Consider the following 14,869-nt stretch of genomic DNA (forward strand, 5'->3'; position numbering starts at 1 on the left):
AGCACGGCGGCGGCCAGCGCAACGGTCCGGGCCGCGGTCTGTGGTCCTCTCGCTGGCATCGTCTACTCGCCCTGCTCGAACGCGTAGCTGGCCGCCGGGTCGTCGGTGGCGTCTCGCGGCCCGTAGACCAGTGAGATCTGCCGGTGGGCGGTGAGCTGGATCGTGGCGGGGTCTCCCTGGAATCGCTTCCCGTCGACGTAGGCGCGCAGGCTGTCGGTGTTGCTGTTGTCCAGTCCGCCGATGCCTTCGGCGTCGAGGCGGACCTGCCACTCGGTGAAGACCTGGCCGAGGGTGTAGCGGCCGTCGGCGGTGGGGGCCTCGACGTGCAGCACGCCGCGTTCGTCGTGGGTGTGGAGCTCCGACATCTGGCCGCTAGCGGGGTCGACGCCGATGTTGGCCGGCACGGCGATGGGCTGCCCGTTGACGCTGATGTCGAGGTGGGAGTGGAAGTGGGCCGCCGTTCCCTCCATCGGGCCGACTCGGAGGCCGACGGCCTTCGCCGCGTCAGAGGTGTTGGCGGGCAGCGACCATGGCGGCAGGTCCCGACGCCCCGCGGCGGCAGCCCCGCCGGTGGGGCCGTCGGATCCACCGCCTTGGAGGCTGGCGATGACCACCGCTCCGGCGGCGACGGCCAGCACCACGACAGCGATCGCGGCACCCGTGATCAGCCGTCGCGCCCGTCGGGCCTTGGCCTCCTGGAGCTGCATCTGCCGCAGCCGGTCCCGCGCGGACCGGCTGCTGGCCGTACGCCCGCCGGTCGAGCGCTGCGATGGCGACGATTTCGAAGACTTAGTGGATGATTTCTGGTTCTTGGTCATGGGTCTCTCAGCTGGGATGGTCGACGGCCACCGGGGAAGACGTGCCCGACGTCGCCGAGGATGCATGGACCGCTCAACTCCAGCCGGTGGGGTCGTCGCGAGTTGTCAAAGGAGTCGTCAGAGAATGGACGCCGGGGCGTCGCGAGCGTCGCGGGTCGGCACACCCGCCCACAGGTTCCGTGGTTACTTGCCGGTTCTCCGGCTGGGAACGGCCACGGCTGCATGTCTGCTGCCCCGAAACGGGCGCGGATGGACCTGCGACCGGCTCAGGTGCGACTGATCGACAGCTCGGCGAGGCTCAGCGGAGGGCGAGCCCAGCAGCGGAGGACCAACGATTCCATAAGAGTGCGCCGTGATGGGCGCGGAAGCGACCAGCCGCCTCCGCGGGCTGCCGGCCGCAGGCCTCCGATCCCGACCAGCAGCACCAGCAGGATCAGGCAGCCCGCTGCGACGCAGTCCATCGGACCCGGGGACGGGCTCGCCGGCGAGCCGCAGTCCGGGCCGCAGCCCGACGCCATGCCCATCCCGGAGGACACGGTCCCCATGGACAAATGGCCGGCGGCCGCGGCCGCCTGCTGGTCACCGACGTTCTTGGTCGAGAACTGGCCGTGGACCACAATGGGAGCGCTGTTCTCCGGGGAATGGCCGGTCGCCATCTCGGCAGCGCCGGCATCGGCGGCGGCGGTGCCCAGTGACGCAGACATCGAGAAATGGTCAGCGGCGCGAGCCGGCGGCTGCAGCATCAGCAGAGCTGCGACGGTGAGGACCGCGAGCACCGGCGAGAAGCGGCGCGCGATGCTCAGGAAACGCTGCACTGCCTTCCCGCCTTCCGCTCGATTCGGTGGCCCCAGAGTGCCGCGGAGCACGCCGTGGCCCCGGACAAGTATTCGGCAAACACCGGCGACATGCCAATCCGACCCGGGAGCTGACCGCCAGACCCCGCTCTGGCCGAGGCCAGGGCGACTGCTGCGAGCACGGCTCCCGCTGCCAGGCCAGCCGGTGCGAGGCCGACGACGCGGCCCGCACCCGCCGGTCGAAAGGCCCCGTGCACAGTCGGGTCGCCGAAGAGAATGCCCTCGGGCGTCAGTGCTGGTCCTCGGGTCCCAGCCCGGCGACGAGGTTGAACGCGCCGGTGAGGATGTTGAGCGCGACGACGCCGACGACGTCGGCGATCGCGCGGTCGCTGTAGCCGAACGCGCGGAGCTGGTCGATCTGCTCGTCGGTGACGGAGGTCGGCTCCCGATAGACCTGCCGCCCGAGCCGGATCATGGCCGAGATGGCGGGATTGCTCGACGTGCCCTGGTGGGCGAGGCTGATCTCCTCCTCGGCGACGCCCAGGGAGCGGGCGGCCGCGACGTGGGCGTCGAGGCACAGGCCGCAGCCCTGCTGCGCCTGCACCGCGATGGAGAGAAGCTCGCTGATTCTCCGGTCGAGCTTGGCGCGGCGCATCGCTCTACTCAGCTGCAGGTAGCCGCCGAGGACGGCCGGGGAGTGGGCCATCGTGGAGACCATGTCGCCCACGGTGCCGTGGCGCTCGACGAGCTCGCCGAGCAGGTCCCGGGACGCGCCGACGGCGGTCTCCGCGGTCAGCGGGGCGAAACGGGGCATGGGTCCTTCTCCTTCGTGTGCGCGGGTGCGCTGCTCGTGAGCCTCAGGAGCGGACGAGGCGGTTGATCGCGTCGGTGGCTTCCTGGATCTTGGCGATCGCCGCGTCGTCGTCGCCGAGCTTGGCGGCGTCGAGGACGCAGTGCTTGAGGTGGGCGTCGAGCAGCCCGGTCGCGACGCCCTGCAGGGCTCGGGTGAGCGCTGAGACCTGGGTGAGGATGTCGATGCAGTACTTCTCGTCGTCGATCATCTTGGCGATGCCGCGGGCCTGGCCCTCGATCCGCTTCATGCGCGTCAGGTAGCGGTCCTTGTCGCTGATGTAGCCGTGATGGTGGGCCGCGGCGGCGGCGACTTCGGTGCCGGGGCTGGCGGTGCCGGTGCTGTCAGTGGTGTCGGTGGTGGTGTCGAGTGTCATGGGCGTGTCCTTCACTTCTGACGCTCCAGGATCGAGCGGGTGCTGGCTTGGGGGGTGAGGTCGATGCGCCGCAGCAGCTGGGCGTTGAGGGCGACGACGACGGTGGACAGCGACATCAGGATCGCGCCGACCGACATCGGCAGCACGAAGCCGACGGGTGCGAGGACGCCGGCCGCCAGCGGGACGGAGATCAGGTTGTACCCGGCGGCCCACCACAGGTTCTGCTTCATCTTCCGGTAGGCGGCCTTCGACAGCTGGGTGACCGACAGAACCGAGCGGGGGTCGGAGCTGGCCAGGATGACGCCGGCGGAGGCGATGGCGACGTCGGTGCCCGCGCCGATGGCGATGCCGACGTCGGCCTGGGCCAGCGCCGGGGCGTCGTTGACGCCGTCGCCGACCATGGCGACCTTCTTGCCCTCGTGCTGCAGCTGGGCGACCTTGGCCGACTTGTCCTCGGGGCGGACGCCGGCGAAGACGCGGTCGATGCCGAGCTCCTGGCCGACCTCGTTCGCCACGGCCTCGGCGTCGCCGGTGATCATGACGACCTCGACACCCAGTTCGTGGAGCGCGTCGACGGCGTCGCGGGACTCCGGGCGGACCTCGTCGGCGAGTTTGAGGCCGCCGATCACCTGCCCGTCGCGCAGGACGTGCAGGATGATCGCGCCCTCGCCGCGCCAGGCTTCTGCGGATTCAGTTTCGTGCTGGCCGGTCTCCTCGAGCAGCCGGGGGCCGCCGACGCGGATCTCGTGGCCGGCCACGGTCGCTGTGACGCCGACGGCGGGCGAGGAGGAGAATCCGGTGGCCTGCTGCAGGGCGAGGCCGCGGTCCTTGGCGGCGGCGACGATGGCCCGGGCGAGCGGGTGCTCGCTGTCGGCCTCGGCCGATGCGGCCAGGGCGAGGACCTGGTTGGCGTCCAGGTCTCCGGTCGGTTCGACGCCGGTGACGGTGGGCTCGCCCCTGGTGAGGGTGCCGGTCTTGTCGAACAGCACGGCATCGACCTGGCGCATGGACTCCAGCGCGAGGCGGTCCTTGACCAGGACGCCGCCGCGAGCGGCGCGCTCGGTGGCGATGGAGACGACCAGCGGGATCGCCAGGCCCAGGGCGTGGGGGCAGGCGATCACGAGCACGGTGATGGTGCGGACCACGGCGTCGTCGGGGGACCCGGCCAGCGTCCAGACGATCGCGGTGATCAGGGCAGCGCCGAGGGCGAACCAGAACAGCCAGGCGGCGGCGCGGTCGGCGATGCGCTGAGCGCGGGAGGAGGAGCCCTGCGCCTCGGCGACGAGCCGGTTGATGCCGGCCAGGGCGGTGTCGTCGCCGGTGGCGGTGATCTCGACCCGCAGGCCGGAGTCGGTGGCCACCGTGCCGGCGGTGACCGGGTCGCCCTCGCCGCGGGCGACGGGCCGGGACTCGCCGGTGATCATCGACTCGTCCATGTCGGCGTGGCCGTCGACGACGGTGCCGTCGGCGGGGACGCTGCCGCCGGGGCGGACGATGACGACGTCGCCGACGCGAAGCTCGGCGGGGTCCACCTTGACGATGTCGTCGCCCTCGACACGCTCGGCCTCGTCGGGCAGCAGGGCGGCAAGCGAGTCGAGCGCGGAGGTGGTCTGGGCCAGGGAGCGCATCTCGATCCAGTGCCCCAGCAGCATGATGACGATCAGCAGCGCCAGCTCCCACCAGAACTCCAGCTCGTGGTGGACGAGCCCGAGGGTGGCGGCCCAGGAGGCGAAGAACGCCACGGTGATCGCCAGCGCGATCAGCAGCATCATCCCCGGCTTGCGGCTCCTCAGCTCGCTCCAGGCACCGGTGAGGAACGGCTTGCCGCCCCAGACGTACATGACGGTGCCGAGCACCGCTGCGACCCACCCCGCCCAGCCGGGCACGGAGTACCCGAGCAGCATGGCGAACATGGGCGAGAGCCCCACCACCGGGGCGGCGATGACGAGGTTGATCCAGAACAGCCGACGGAACTGGCCGACGTGGTCCCCGTGGCCTCCATGACCGCCGTGACCGGCGTGGTCTCCGTGCTGCCCCTGGTGCGCGACGTGGCCTGCGTGCCCCGCGTGCGGATCTTCCCCGTGGCCGGGCGCGGTGGTCGCGACGGCGTGCCCGCTGTGGGCGGGCGCGTCTGCGGTGTCGCCGTGGTGGTGCTGATGCGCGTTCGGGTCTGTCATTGCTGCTTCCCTTGTCCGGGCCCTGCTCTGCGGTGGTGGCCGGCTCAGGAGGCCGGCTTGATCTCGCTCTCGACGACCCACTTGTGGTTGGTCATCTTCATGCCGCCTGCTTCGTAGTCGACCATGTAGACGGTCTCGTCGGTGGAGGAGGCGATGGTGGCCTTCGCGCCCTTCATGCCCTTCATGTGCTCGGCCTCCAGGGTGACTTCGGTGCCGTCGGCCAGCTGCTTGCTGCCGGCGTCCTTGATCTCCTGCTGGACGACCCACTTGTGGTCCTTGACCGGTTCGCCGCCGGTGGTGGGCGTGAAGTTCACCGCGTAGGTGTAGGTGTCGTACGCGCCGACGATCGTGGCCTTCGCGCCGTCCATGCCCATCATGTGGTCGGCGGTGAGGATCACCTGGGTGCCGACCGGGTACTTGGGGGAGGCGGCCTTCTCGATGCCGGCGGGCGCTGGGCCGCCGTCCATCGGGTGCTCCATCGAGGAGTGGTCCATCCCGCCGTCGCTGCTGGCCGGGGAGCTCGTCGAGCTGCTGCCGCCGTGGTGCGGGCCGGCTTTCGAGGGGTCCTGGTCGCCGGAGCTGCAGCCGGTCAGCAGGAGTGCTCCGCCGAGCACTCCTGCTGCGAGGGTCATGGTGAGGCGCTTGCGCATGTGGTCTCCTGTTCGTTGCCTTGTCCATCTCCGACCATATACCCCGGTGGGGTATATCGCAATCCTGCTGGTCCGCCGGAGCGTCTATCCGGGCGCTCCGATCCGGTGCTCGGACTACGCCATGGCGGCGGCGTACTTGGCGGGGTCGGCGTCGAAGGCCGGCCCGCAGCCGGCGCAGCAGAACCAGTAGCGCTGGCCTCGGTAGTCGCGGAAGAGGCCTGCCGCCTCGGCCGCGGTCTTGCTGACCCGGCTGCCGACCATGACGGGGCAGGTGGTCATGTCGTCGCTGCCGCTCAGCAGGTTCTCGCGGCCCTCGGCGTCGACCGCCGGGTTCGCGGCGCTGGAGGTGCTGCAGCAGCTGGCGTGGGCGTGGGAGTCGTTCGTCATCGTCGGATGCCTCTCGTGCGATCAGTTCAGTTCGGGTGGGTGGTTGTGCGGGTCAGTGCGGGGTGACGCTGCGGAATCCGCGCAGGCGGAGGCTGTTGCCGACGACGAAGACGGATGAGAACGCCATCGCCGCGCCCGCGAGCATGGGGTTGAGCATGCCCAGCGCCGCGACCGGGATGGCCGCGACGTTGTAGGCGAAGGCCCAGAACAGGTTGGCCTTGATGGTGCCCAAGGTCCGGCGGGACAGCCGGATCGCGTCGACGGCGGCCCGCAGGTCCCCGCGCACCAGAGTGATGTCGGAGGCCTCGATGGCGACGTCGGTGCCGGTGCCCATCGCCAGACCCAGATCGGCCTGGGCGAGGGCGGGGGCGTCGTTGACGCCGTCGCCGACCATCGCGACGACCTTGCCTTCGCCCTGGAGGCGGGCGACGACGTCGACCTTGTCCTTGGGCAGGACCTCGGCGATGACCTGGTCGATGCCGACCTCGGCGGCGATCCGCTTCGCGACGGCCTCGTTGTCTCCGGTGAGCAGCACCGGGGTCAGGCCCAGGCCCTTCAGGCCCTGGATCGCCTCGGCGCTGGTGGGCTTGACCGTGTCGGCCACGACGAGGACGCCGCGGGCCTGCCCGTCCCAGCCGACGGCGACGACGGTCTTGCCCTCGGCCTCGGCTGCGGCCTTGGCGGCGGCGACGTCAGGGGAGAGGTGCTGGGACCAGTCGGCCAGCAGGGACTCCCGGCCGACGAGCACGGCGTGGCCGTCGACGACGCCCTGCACGCCCTTGCCCTCGACGTTGGCGAAGTCCTCCGGCGTCGGGAGCTGGCCGGTCTCCTGGACCGCGCCCTTGGCGACGGCCTGGGCGATCGGGTGCTCGGAGGCGTCCTCCAGGGCCCCGGCCAGGCGGAGCAGCTCGGCGCGGTCGGTGCCGGCCTCGGCGATCACGTCGACCAGGGTCATCCTGCCGGTGGTGACGGTGCCGGTCTTGTCCAGCACGACGGTGTCGACCTTGCGGGTGGATTCGAGGACCTCGGGGCCCTTGATCAGGATGCCCAGCTGCGCGCCGCGGCCGGTGCCGACCAGCAGTGCGGTCGGGGTGGCGAGGCCCAGGGCGCAGGGGCAGGCGATGACGAGGACCGCGACCGCGGCGGTGAACGCCGTCGAGACGCCGGCCCCGGAGATCAGCCACGCCGCCAGGGCGACGAGCGCGATGGCGATGACGATCGGGACGAACACTCCGGAGATCCTGTCGGCCAGCCGCTGGACAGCGGCCTTGCCGGACTGGGCGTCCTCGACCAGCTTGGCCATCTGCGCCAGCTGGGTGTCCGAGCCGACGCGGGTCGCCCGGACGACGAGCCGGCCGCCGGCGTTCACGGTGGCCCCGGTGACCGGGTCGCCTTCGCCGACCTCGACAGGCACGGATTCGCCGGTGAGCATGGAGGCGTCCACCGCGGAGCTGCCGGAGACGACCGTCCCGTCGGTGGCGATCTTCTCGCCGGGCCGGACGACGAACTCGTCGCCGACGGCCAGTTCGGAGGTCGGGATCTTGATCTCGGTCCCGTCCCGCAGCACCGAGACCTCCTTCGCGCCGAGCTCGAGCAAGGCGCGTAGCGCGGCACCGGCCTGGCGCTTGGAGCGCTTCTCGAAGTAGCGGCCGGCGAGGATGAACATCGTCACCCCGGCGGCCGCCTCGAGGTAGATGTTGCTCGCGCCGTCGGAGCGGGCCAGGGCGAACTCGAACGGGTGCTTCATGCCCGGCATGCCGGCGTGTCCGAGGAACAGGGCGTAGAGCGACCACAGGAACGCCGCCGAGGTGCCCATCGAGACGAGCGTGTCCATCGTCGCGGTGCCGTGCTTGAGGTTGGTCCATGCGGCCTTGTGGAACGGCCAGCCCGCCCAGACGATCACCGGCGCGGCCAGGGTCAGCGAGGCCCACTGCCAGTAGGTGAACTGCAGGGCAGGGATCATCGCCATCGCGATCACCGGCACGGTGAGCACGATCGACCCGATCAGCCTCTGCCTCAGAGAGATCAGCTCAGGGTCGGCGTCCGCGCCTCCGTCGGAGGCGTCATCGGTCTTCGCGTCCGGGGGCTCGGGCAGGGCGGCGGTGTAGCCGGTCTTCTCGACCTCGGCGACCAGCAGCTGCGGGTCGTAGCCCGCGGGCACGGTGACCTTGGCCTTCTCTGTGGCGTAGTTGACCGACGCGGTGACGCCGTCGAGCCTGTTGAGCTTGCGCTCAATCCGGTTCGCGCACGAGGCGCACGTCATCCCGCCGATCTCCAGCTCGATGCCGGCGTCCGTGCTGAGCGGCGCTGGTGCAGTCATCCTCTGCGTCCTTTCTTCTCCGGGCTTTGAGACGTCCGGTTCGTGCGCAGGGGCGGTCATGTCGCCGATGCGGTCAGTGGTGCGCGCTCCGCCCCCGCCGCCGTCGGGGTCGACGGGGAGCGTGAGCCGCGCTGGTGGTGGTGTCGTCAGGCGCGCACGGCCGTGTAGCCGGCCTCCTCGACGGCGGCCAGGACCTTCGCGTCGTCGATCTCGCCGGAGCCCGACACGACGAGCTTGCCGGTCTGCGCGCTGACCTCGACGTCCTCGACGCCGGGGATCCCGCTGACCTCCTCGCGGACCGACATCTCGCAGTGCCCGCAGGTCATGCCCGTCACCTGGTACTCGTTCGCAGCCATCGAATGCCTCCTCAGCAGAGATACCCCCAGTGGGTACCGCGTACGAGTAACCGTATACCCCTGCCGGGTATTCCCGCAACGCGGGGGGTGCGCCTCGCCGACGGATCCTCCCTTGGAGACGGGATACGCCACCGGGGTATGCTGTGCAGCGTGGAGACCGCGACCGACGAACCCCGCCGCAGCCGGCACCGGCTGCAGCTCCTCGTCCTCGCGGCCCTGCTGATCGCCGGCCTCCTCGGAATGCACTCGCTGGCCAACGGTGCCGGGGCCACGGCCATGAGCGCCCCCATGGCCTCGATGAAGCATTCCGCCCCGGCGACGCCAGCTCTGACCGCAGAGGCGGCCGTCGCCCCCTCGTCGTCGACGTCCGGATCGCATGGCATGGTCCACGGCTCCGGCGGCTGCGCGGGTGCCATGAGCAGCGGCTCAGGCTCCACCTGCGTCCCCGGGCCGACCGGCAAGAGCATCCCCGTCCTTCCGGCCCCGCTCGCCGCGACCCTGCCCGAGCTCGGCCGCGCGCCCGAGCCGGTGCCGCCTCTCCAGACGCCCCGCCGATTAGCGCTGTCGCACCTGGAACTGTCGATCTATCGAACGTGAGCAGCGGGGAGCGCCCCCCAGCGGCGCTCCTGCCCATCGGGGCATGCCCATGCGCCTGCCCTGCATCTGCGACGGCATCGCGCCCAGATGGCGCTGACCCCTCTCCCGAGAGCCCTCGAGCCTGCGCATCCGATCACCCGTGGTCGTCGAGCGCGTCCAGGCCGATGCCCGTGGCACCGCTCACCATCGACACAGAAGGACACCGTTCAACCATGCACACCGACCTGAACCGCCGCCAGTTCCTCGCCGCCGGCGCACTGACCCTCACCGCCGCAGGCCTCGCCGGCTGCACCTCCACCAGCAAGACGACCTCGTTCGTCGGGCCCGACAGCGCCGCCGTCGAGAAGGCCGAATCCAAGCGCCGCCGCACCGGCACAACCGTGCAGCGTGCGCTGACCGCCGAGCCGACCACCGTGGACCTGGCCGGGAAGGAGGCGAAGACCTGGGCGTTCACCGGCGCGTCGGCGACCGAGCCGATCCGCGGCAACATCGGCGACACCCTGAAGGTCGCCCTGACCAACGATCTACCCGACCCGACCACCGTGCACTGGCACGGCCTGGCACTGCGCAACGACATGGACGGCGTGCCGAACCTGACGCAGAAGCCGGTCGAGCCAGGCGGCGCGTTCTCCTACGAGTTCGTGCTCCCGCACGCCGGGACCTACTGGTTCCACCCGCACGTCGGCGTCCAGCAGGACCGCGGCCTGTACGCCCCGCTGATCATCGACGACCCGAACGAGAAGGGCGACTACGACCAGGAGTGGATCATCGTCCTGGACGACTGGCTCGACGGCGTCATCGCGACGCCCGACCAGGTGATGAAGGAACTCGGCAAGGGCATGATGGACCACGGCGGAATGGACATGGGGCCGATGCGGATGGGCAACACCCTGATGGGGGCGACCTCGCCGCTGCTCGGCGGCGACGCCGGCGACGTCTACTATCCGCTCTACCTGATCAACGGCAGGCCAGCGGCCGACCCGGAGACCTTCACCGCGAAGCCGGGCCAGAAGATCAGACTGCGGATCATCAACGCCGGCGGCGACACCGCCTTCCGGTTCGGCGTCGCCGAGCACCCGCTCACCATCACCCACACCGACGGCTACCCGATCCAGCCGTTCGAGGCCGAGAGCGTCGTGCTCGGCATGGGCGAGCGCTACGACGCCGTCATCACCGCCGGCGACGGCGCGTTCGCCGTCGTCGCCGAGGCCCTTGGGAAGCAGGACCAGGCCGTCGCCGTCCTGCGCACCGGATCCGGCAGCGCCCCGGCCAAGGACGCGAAGCTCCCGCAGACGAAGGCTCCCGCCACCGCGGCCGACCTCAAGGCCATCGATGCGGTCGCCCTGCCCCAGCGCGCCGCCGACCGCACACTCGTCCTCGAGCTGACCGGGGGCATGGAGAAGTACGACTGGGCGATCAACGGCAAGCGCATGGACATGGAGCAGCCCATGCGCGACGCCCTCGGCCTCAAGGAGGGCGAGCGCGTCGCGCTGGAGTTCAAGAACTCGACCAAGATGTGGCATCCGATGCACCTGCACGGCCACACCTACCAGCATCCCGGAGGCGGGCCCCGCAAGGACACCTCGATCGTCCTGCCCGGCAAGACGCTCCGCGTCGAGTTCGACGCCGACAACCCCGGCCGGTGGCTCAGCCACTGCCACAACGTCTACCACGGGGAAGCCGGCATGATGACGACGATCGCCTACCAGCAGGGCTGAACTCCGGCCGGACGTTTCTGGGTAGGACCAGTCATCAGCGGCGGGGCCGCGTGCTCTGTGGTTGCACGGCCCCGCCGCCGTTGCCGTACCGCTCGCTAGTGTGCATCGCGGATGCGAGACAGCAGCGCGACCGTTCTTTGACTGCTTTCGCGTCCCATCGAAGATGCAGCGTCGACAATGGCAGGTTTCGGCGGTGCTCCGAAGACGCGTCTCGAAGACATCTCCTTGACGGGACGAGACGAGGCCCCCGCAGTCATGCGGGGGCCTCGGTCTCAGAACTCTGTCTCACTGCCCCTGTCTCAACAAGCACCTTTACGAGACTTGATCGGCGTCGAGCTCACCGCCACAGGTCCAGCGACTCCCAGCCGTCGGGGACGCCGATCGATCCGACCGTCAGGGCGTGCGACGCTGGGAACGCTTCGAGCAGCTCGGCTAGCCGGCGAGGCCACCCGGACTCCGGGGCGACCGTGAGCAGGAGGTAGGCGATCACGGCCAGCGCGTTGTAGGTGCCGAAGTCCTTCTTCGGCGCTTCCGGCGCACGGAGGTGATCGAGCATCGACACCAGCCCTGAAGCAGGACGCGACGGCGCGTTCTGAAGCTTCCGATTGAACAGCCGCGAGTGGTGGGCCGCCACGTTGCGCACGTAGTTGAGGCTGGCGAGCCAGCTGGCCATGAGCTTCTTCCTCGGGACGCCGAACGCGAGGGCGAGCTCTTCGGCATCCGGCTGGAGCATTCCCCTGTACAGGCTCGACAGCTGTCCGAGCTCGAGGAGCTCGGTGAGGGCCCAGACCGGCATGCGATCGTCGTACTTCTCCCGGAAGTGCGCGACGAACTGCTCGTCGGACCCGTCCCGCCGATCCTTGACGCGCTGCAGCCACTTCACGTGCGAGCTGGGCTGCGGATCGCGGCTGTCCGTGCCCGCCTTCGTGAACGAGTCGTCGAAGGCCGCCGGGTCCTCATGGGCGAACGCGGAGGACCTGCCGAGGACGTACCCCGCCTGCATCCGCACCGCGACCTCGATGCGCTCGACGCCTTCCATGACCAGCATCCGCAGTCGGCGGTCGAAGTCGATGATCGTCTCGGCATGGTGAAGCGCGGTGCCGGGCAGATACCTGTTCAGTACCCGAGTTCGCTCGCGACCGTCGTCGGTGTACTCCTCGGCCTCGAGGAAGGGGTACAGGTAGCCGGTGAGTCGGTAGTAGCCGATCGACTGCAGCAGTCGGAGCGCTCGTTCTGGGTCGTCGACCGCGAGGCCGCGGTCGATCAGCCGCTCGACCTGCTGGTCGAGCGGAAGCCACTCCTTCGTGTACTCGACCACGAGCTTCCTTCAGATAGAAAATCAGCCCGCGCCTTGCGGCAACGGGCTGATCGTGATGACTCGACTCTAGCACGGGGAGCCGACGACGGGCTCCTACGAACCGGCCTGCGCCGCCCGGTGGCGATAGTAGGTGGCCTTCGACCAGCCCACCGTCTTTGCGGCCTCGACCACGCCCAGGCCTTCCGAGTCGATGAGGTGCTGGACGGTCCTCAGGTTCCTAGTGTCACGCGTCTGAACTTGTTTGACGAGTTGGGTGGGGCGATTGTAGTTCAGCGGTTACTGTATCGTTCAGTGCATGCTGACTCTTGCTTCCCGCTTAGACGCCATGCAGCGTCTGGGCCGGGCGATGGCCGACCCCACGCGTTCACGGATCCTTCTGTCGCTTCTGGCGTGCCCCGCGCATCCGGCAGAGCTCGCCAACGCGCTAGACCTGACGCGCTCGAATGTGTCGAACCACCTGGGTTGCCTGCGGGACTGCGGGATCGTGGTCGCCACCCATGAGGGCCGCCAGGCCCTTTACGAGATCGCTGACCCCCACCTCGCACGTGCGCTCACCGAGCTGGTCGAGGTCAAGCTGGCCGTCGACGCGGACGCCCCCTGCCTCGACGTCGCCTGCGAGGTGCCTGGTTGCCACGACGGCAGGTCCGGCGCATGACGGCCGCGGCGCTGCTCCAAGCGATCGGGCTCTTCATCGCGACCAACATCGACGACATCATCGTGCTCTCGCTCTTCTTCGCCCGAGGTGCCGGACGCCCCGGGACGACCGCGAAGATCTTGGCCGGGCAATACCTTGGCTTCGTCGGGATCCTCGCCGCCGCACTCGTGGTGACCTTGGGGGCGGGGTGGGCGCTGCCAGAGGAGGCGATTCCCTACTTTGGGCTCATCCCCCTCGCGCTGGGTCTCTGGGCTGCGTGGGAGGTCTACCGCGGCGAGGGCGACGACGATGATGCCGCCGTGTCAGGTAAGAGCGTTGCCGTGGCGACCGTCGCCGGCGTCACCTTCGCCAACGGTGGGGACAACATCGGCGTTTACGTCCCGGTCTTCCTCAACATCAGTACTCCCGCTGTCATCACCTTCTGCATCGTTTTCCTCGTGCTCGTGGCAGTGCTGGTGGCCACCGCCAAGTTCGTCGCCACGCGTCGACCCATCGCCGAGGTCCTCGAACGGCGGGAGCACATCCTCTTCCCCATCGTCCTGATCGGACTGGGCGTCGCAATCCTCGTCGGCGGCGGCGCGTTCGGTCTCTGATGTCACGCGCCTGAACTGGTTTGACGGGTGGCGTGGGGCAGGATTTCCTCGGCGGTCTTGGTCCAGATGAATGGGTGGCAGCGCTCGTTCCAGCCGTCGATGAAGGTGCTGATCGCTGTGACGAGTTGCTTGACGCTGTCGAAGGAGCCGCGGCGGATGGCCTGTCGGGTGATGATCCCGAAGAAAACCTCGACGAGGTTGAGCCAGGACCCGCTGGTCGGGGTGAAGTGCAACGTGATCCGCGGGTGCTTGGCCAGCCACTGCTTGATGTCCTCGTGCTTGTGGGTGTGGTAGTTGTCCAGGACCACGTGCAGCTCCCGGCGCGGGTAAGCCCTGGCGACCTTCTTGAGGAAGTCGAGGAACTCGGCCTTACCGTGCCGGTCGTAGCACTGGTCGGTCACCGCACCGGTGGCTACCTCGATAGCGGCGAACAGCGTGGTGGTGCCATTGCGCTTGTAGTCGTGGGTCGCCTTCTCCGGCAAGCCTGGTCGCAGCGGCAGGATCGGCGCGGTCCGGTTCAAGGCCTGGATCTGGGACTTCTCATCCACGCACAGCACGACCGCCTTCTCCGGTGGGTTCAGGTACAGCCCGACCACGTCGCGGACCTTGGCCTCCAGCTCCGGGTCTGTGGAGAACTTGAACGTCTCCCGCCGCCATGGCTTGACCCCGTACTTGCGCCAGGCACGGGCGACGGTGGCATCCCCGATCCCCAAGTGCCTGCCCAGCAACCGCGAGGACCAATGCGTCACCCCGAGTTTGGCCGGTGGCGGCTCGAGCGTGGTGGCGATGATCACGGCATCATCGATGCGTTTCGGTCGGCCCGAACGCTCCTCGTCCTCGAGGCCAGCGAGCCCGTCGACGGCGAACCGGTCACGCCACTTGATCACAGTCGGACGCGAGACCCCGACATGCCGCGCCACTGCCGAGGTGCCCGTCCCCGCCGCGACGGCCAGCACGATCCGCGCACGCTGCGCACGTCCCGCCGGCAACGTCCGCGACCGTGTCCACGAGGTCAGGGTCGCACGGTCCTCTTCGCTGATCTCCAGCACAGGTGACGGCATATGCCATCATCCCATACTGTCAACGAATTAATGACGCGCGACACTAGGCGCTTCTGGGAGTCCCGGCATCCCAGCAGACGCTGCATCGGGATCAGCCGCGTCGTCACCTGCACGCGCACCCAATCCACGACCTCGGGGGACTAGTGCCCGGCGGTAAGCTACTCGAGCTCGTGCGTCAGCGTGGATCGCGCCCTCACCC

General features: G+C 69.5%; 15 protein-coding genes. 4 read left to right on the forward strand and 11 right to left on the reverse strand.

From position 1 onward, the window contains the following. Positions 1-62: 62 nt before the first annotated feature. The 9 genes from AC0VXQ_RS04265 to AC0VXQ_RS04305 all read right to left on the reverse strand — a co-directional run bounded on the left by AC0VXQ_RS04265 (position 63) and on the right by AC0VXQ_RS04305 (position 8,728). Positions 63-818 carry a hypothetical protein gene (locus AC0VXQ_RS04265; protein WP_196826333.1) on the reverse strand — a complete coding sequence of 252 codons (756 nt, stop codon included), beginning with the start codon at positions 816-818 and terminating at the stop codon, positions 63-65. A 266-nt stretch (positions 819-1,084) separates the two neighbouring features. Continuing rightward, positions 1,085-1,633 carry a hypothetical protein gene (locus AC0VXQ_RS04270; RefSeq protein WP_038566122.1) on the reverse strand — a complete coding sequence of 183 codons (549 nt, stop codon included), beginning with the start codon at positions 1,631-1,633 and terminating at the stop codon, positions 1,085-1,087. Positions 1,634-1,901: 268 nt separating this feature from the next. Continuing rightward, the gene (locus AC0VXQ_RS04275; protein ID WP_038566125.1) at positions 1,902-2,426 is read right to left on the reverse strand and encodes a carboxymuconolactone decarboxylase family protein; all 525 of its coding nucleotides are present in this window, start codon (positions 2,424-2,426) and stop codon (positions 1,902-1,904) included. A gap of 43 nt (positions 2,427-2,469) precedes the next feature. After that, positions 2,470-2,838: a metal-sensitive transcriptional regulator gene (locus tag AC0VXQ_RS04280; RefSeq protein ID WP_171969963.1), complete on the reverse strand. Its 369-nt coding sequence runs from the start codon at positions 2,836-2,838 to the stop codon at positions 2,470-2,472. Between the two features lie 11 nt (positions 2,839-2,849). Then, positions 2,850-5,015, reverse strand: coding sequence for a heavy metal translocating P-type ATPase (locus AC0VXQ_RS04285; RefSeq protein ID WP_038566131.1), 2,166 nt, complete (start codon positions 5,013-5,015; stop codon positions 2,850-2,852). 44 nt (positions 5,016-5,059) lie between these two features. Next, a complete protein-coding gene (locus tag AC0VXQ_RS04290; protein ID WP_006944980.1) occupies positions 5,060-5,665 on the reverse strand; it encodes a YdhK family protein in 606 nt (201 codons plus the stop codon). Between the two features lie 114 nt (positions 5,666-5,779). Continuing rightward, positions 5,780-6,052 carry a YHS domain-containing protein gene (locus AC0VXQ_RS04295; RefSeq protein ID WP_006944982.1) on the reverse strand — a complete coding sequence of 91 codons (273 nt, stop codon included), beginning with the start codon at positions 6,050-6,052 and terminating at the stop codon, positions 5,780-5,782. 52 nt (positions 6,053-6,104) lie between these two features. Then, positions 6,105-8,372, reverse strand: a complete 2,268-nt coding sequence (locus AC0VXQ_RS04300) for a heavy metal translocating P-type ATPase (RefSeq protein ID WP_038566134.1) — start codon at positions 8,370-8,372, stop codon at positions 6,105-6,107. Between the two features lie 146 nt (positions 8,373-8,518). Then, complete coding sequence (locus tag AC0VXQ_RS04305; RefSeq protein WP_006944934.1) at positions 8,519-8,728, reverse strand: heavy-metal-associated domain-containing protein; 210 nt, start codon at positions 8,726-8,728, stop codon at positions 8,519-8,521. Between the two features lie 150 nt (positions 8,729-8,878). Here AC0VXQ_RS04305 and AC0VXQ_RS04310 point away from each other — a divergent pair, with 150 nt between their 5' ends. Further along, on the forward strand, positions 8,879-9,325 hold the full coding sequence (locus AC0VXQ_RS04310; protein ID WP_129358159.1) for a DUF6153 family protein: 447 nt from the start codon (positions 8,879-8,881) through the stop codon (positions 9,323-9,325). A 212-nt stretch (positions 9,326-9,537) separates the two neighbouring features. Beyond that, complete coding sequence (locus AC0VXQ_RS04315; RefSeq protein WP_058731094.1) at positions 9,538-11,043, forward strand: multicopper oxidase family protein; 1,506 nt, start codon at positions 9,538-9,540, stop codon at positions 11,041-11,043. A gap of 337 nt (positions 11,044-11,380) precedes the next feature. Here the strand turns inward: AC0VXQ_RS04315 and AC0VXQ_RS04320 are convergent, their stop codons facing one another. Next, positions 11,381-12,361, reverse strand: coding sequence for an Abi family protein (locus AC0VXQ_RS04320; protein ID WP_038566154.1), 981 nt, complete (start codon positions 12,359-12,361; stop codon positions 11,381-11,383). 295 nt (positions 12,362-12,656) lie between these two features. Here AC0VXQ_RS04320 and cmtR point away from each other — a divergent pair, with 295 nt between their 5' ends. Next, a complete protein-coding gene (cmtR, locus tag AC0VXQ_RS04325; protein ID WP_006947315.1) occupies positions 12,657-13,016 on the forward strand; it encodes a Cd(II)/Pb(II)-sensing metalloregulatory transcriptional regulator CmtR in 360 nt (119 codons plus the stop codon). Further along, the gene (locus tag AC0VXQ_RS04330; RefSeq protein WP_006947316.1) at positions 13,013-13,609 is read left to right on the forward strand and encodes a cadmium resistance transporter; all 597 of its coding nucleotides are present in this window, start codon (positions 13,013-13,015) and stop codon (positions 13,607-13,609) included. Before cmtR ends, AC0VXQ_RS04330 begins: the two co-directional genes overlap by 4 nt. Positions 13,610-13,611: 2 nt before the next feature. Here the strand turns inward: AC0VXQ_RS04330 and AC0VXQ_RS04335 are convergent, their stop codons facing one another. Further along, on the reverse strand, positions 13,612-14,670 hold the full coding sequence (locus tag AC0VXQ_RS04335) for an IS630 family transposase (RefSeq protein WP_006947314.1): 1,059 nt from the start codon (positions 14,668-14,670) through the stop codon (positions 13,612-13,614). Positions 14,671-14,869 lie beyond the last annotated feature (199 nt).

The sequence above is a fragment of the Rothia sp. QJM3NY_36 genome, from assembly GCF_056173115.1.

Coding starts and splice junctions, on each gene's coding strand:
- AC0VXQ_RS04300 (WP_038566134.1), bottom strand. CDS start 8,372: ATGACTGCACCAGCGCCGCTCAGCACGGACGCCGGCATCGAGCTGGAG.
- AC0VXQ_RS04295 (WP_006944982.1), bottom strand. CDS start 6,052: ATGACGAACGACTCCCACGCCCACGCCAGCTGCTGCAGCACCTCCAGC.
- AC0VXQ_RS04315 (WP_058731094.1), top strand. CDS start 9,538: ATGCACACCGACCTGAACCGCCGCCAGTTCCTCGCCGCCGGCGCACTG.
- AC0VXQ_RS04275 (WP_038566125.1), bottom strand. CDS start 2,426: ATGCCCCGTTTCGCCCCGCTGACCGCGGAGACCGCCGTCGGCGCGTCC.
- AC0VXQ_RS04265 (WP_196826333.1), bottom strand. CDS start 818: ATGACCAAGAACCAGAAATCATCCACTAAGTCTTCGAAATCGTCGCCA.
- AC0VXQ_RS04330 (WP_006947316.1), top strand. CDS start 13,013: ATGACGGCCGCGGCGCTGCTCCAAGCGATCGGGCTCTTCATCGCGACC.
- cmtR (WP_006947315.1), top strand. CDS start 12,657: ATGCTGACTCTTGCTTCCCGCTTAGACGCCATGCAGCGTCTGGGCCGG.
- AC0VXQ_RS04335 (WP_006947314.1), bottom strand. CDS start 14,670: ATGCCGTCACCTGTGCTGGAGATCAGCGAAGAGGACCGTGCGACCCTG.
- AC0VXQ_RS04280 (WP_171969963.1), bottom strand. CDS start 2,838: ATGACACTCGACACCACCACCGACACCACTGACAGCACCGGCACCGCC.
- AC0VXQ_RS04290 (WP_006944980.1), bottom strand. CDS start 5,665: ATGCGCAAGCGCCTCACCATGACCCTCGCAGCAGGAGTGCTCGGCGGA.
- AC0VXQ_RS04305 (WP_006944934.1), bottom strand. CDS start 8,728: ATGGCTGCGAACGAGTACCAGGTGACGGGCATGACCTGCGGGCACTGC.
- AC0VXQ_RS04285 (WP_038566131.1), bottom strand. CDS start 5,015: ATGACAGACCCGAACGCGCATCAGCACCACCACGGCGACACCGCAGAC.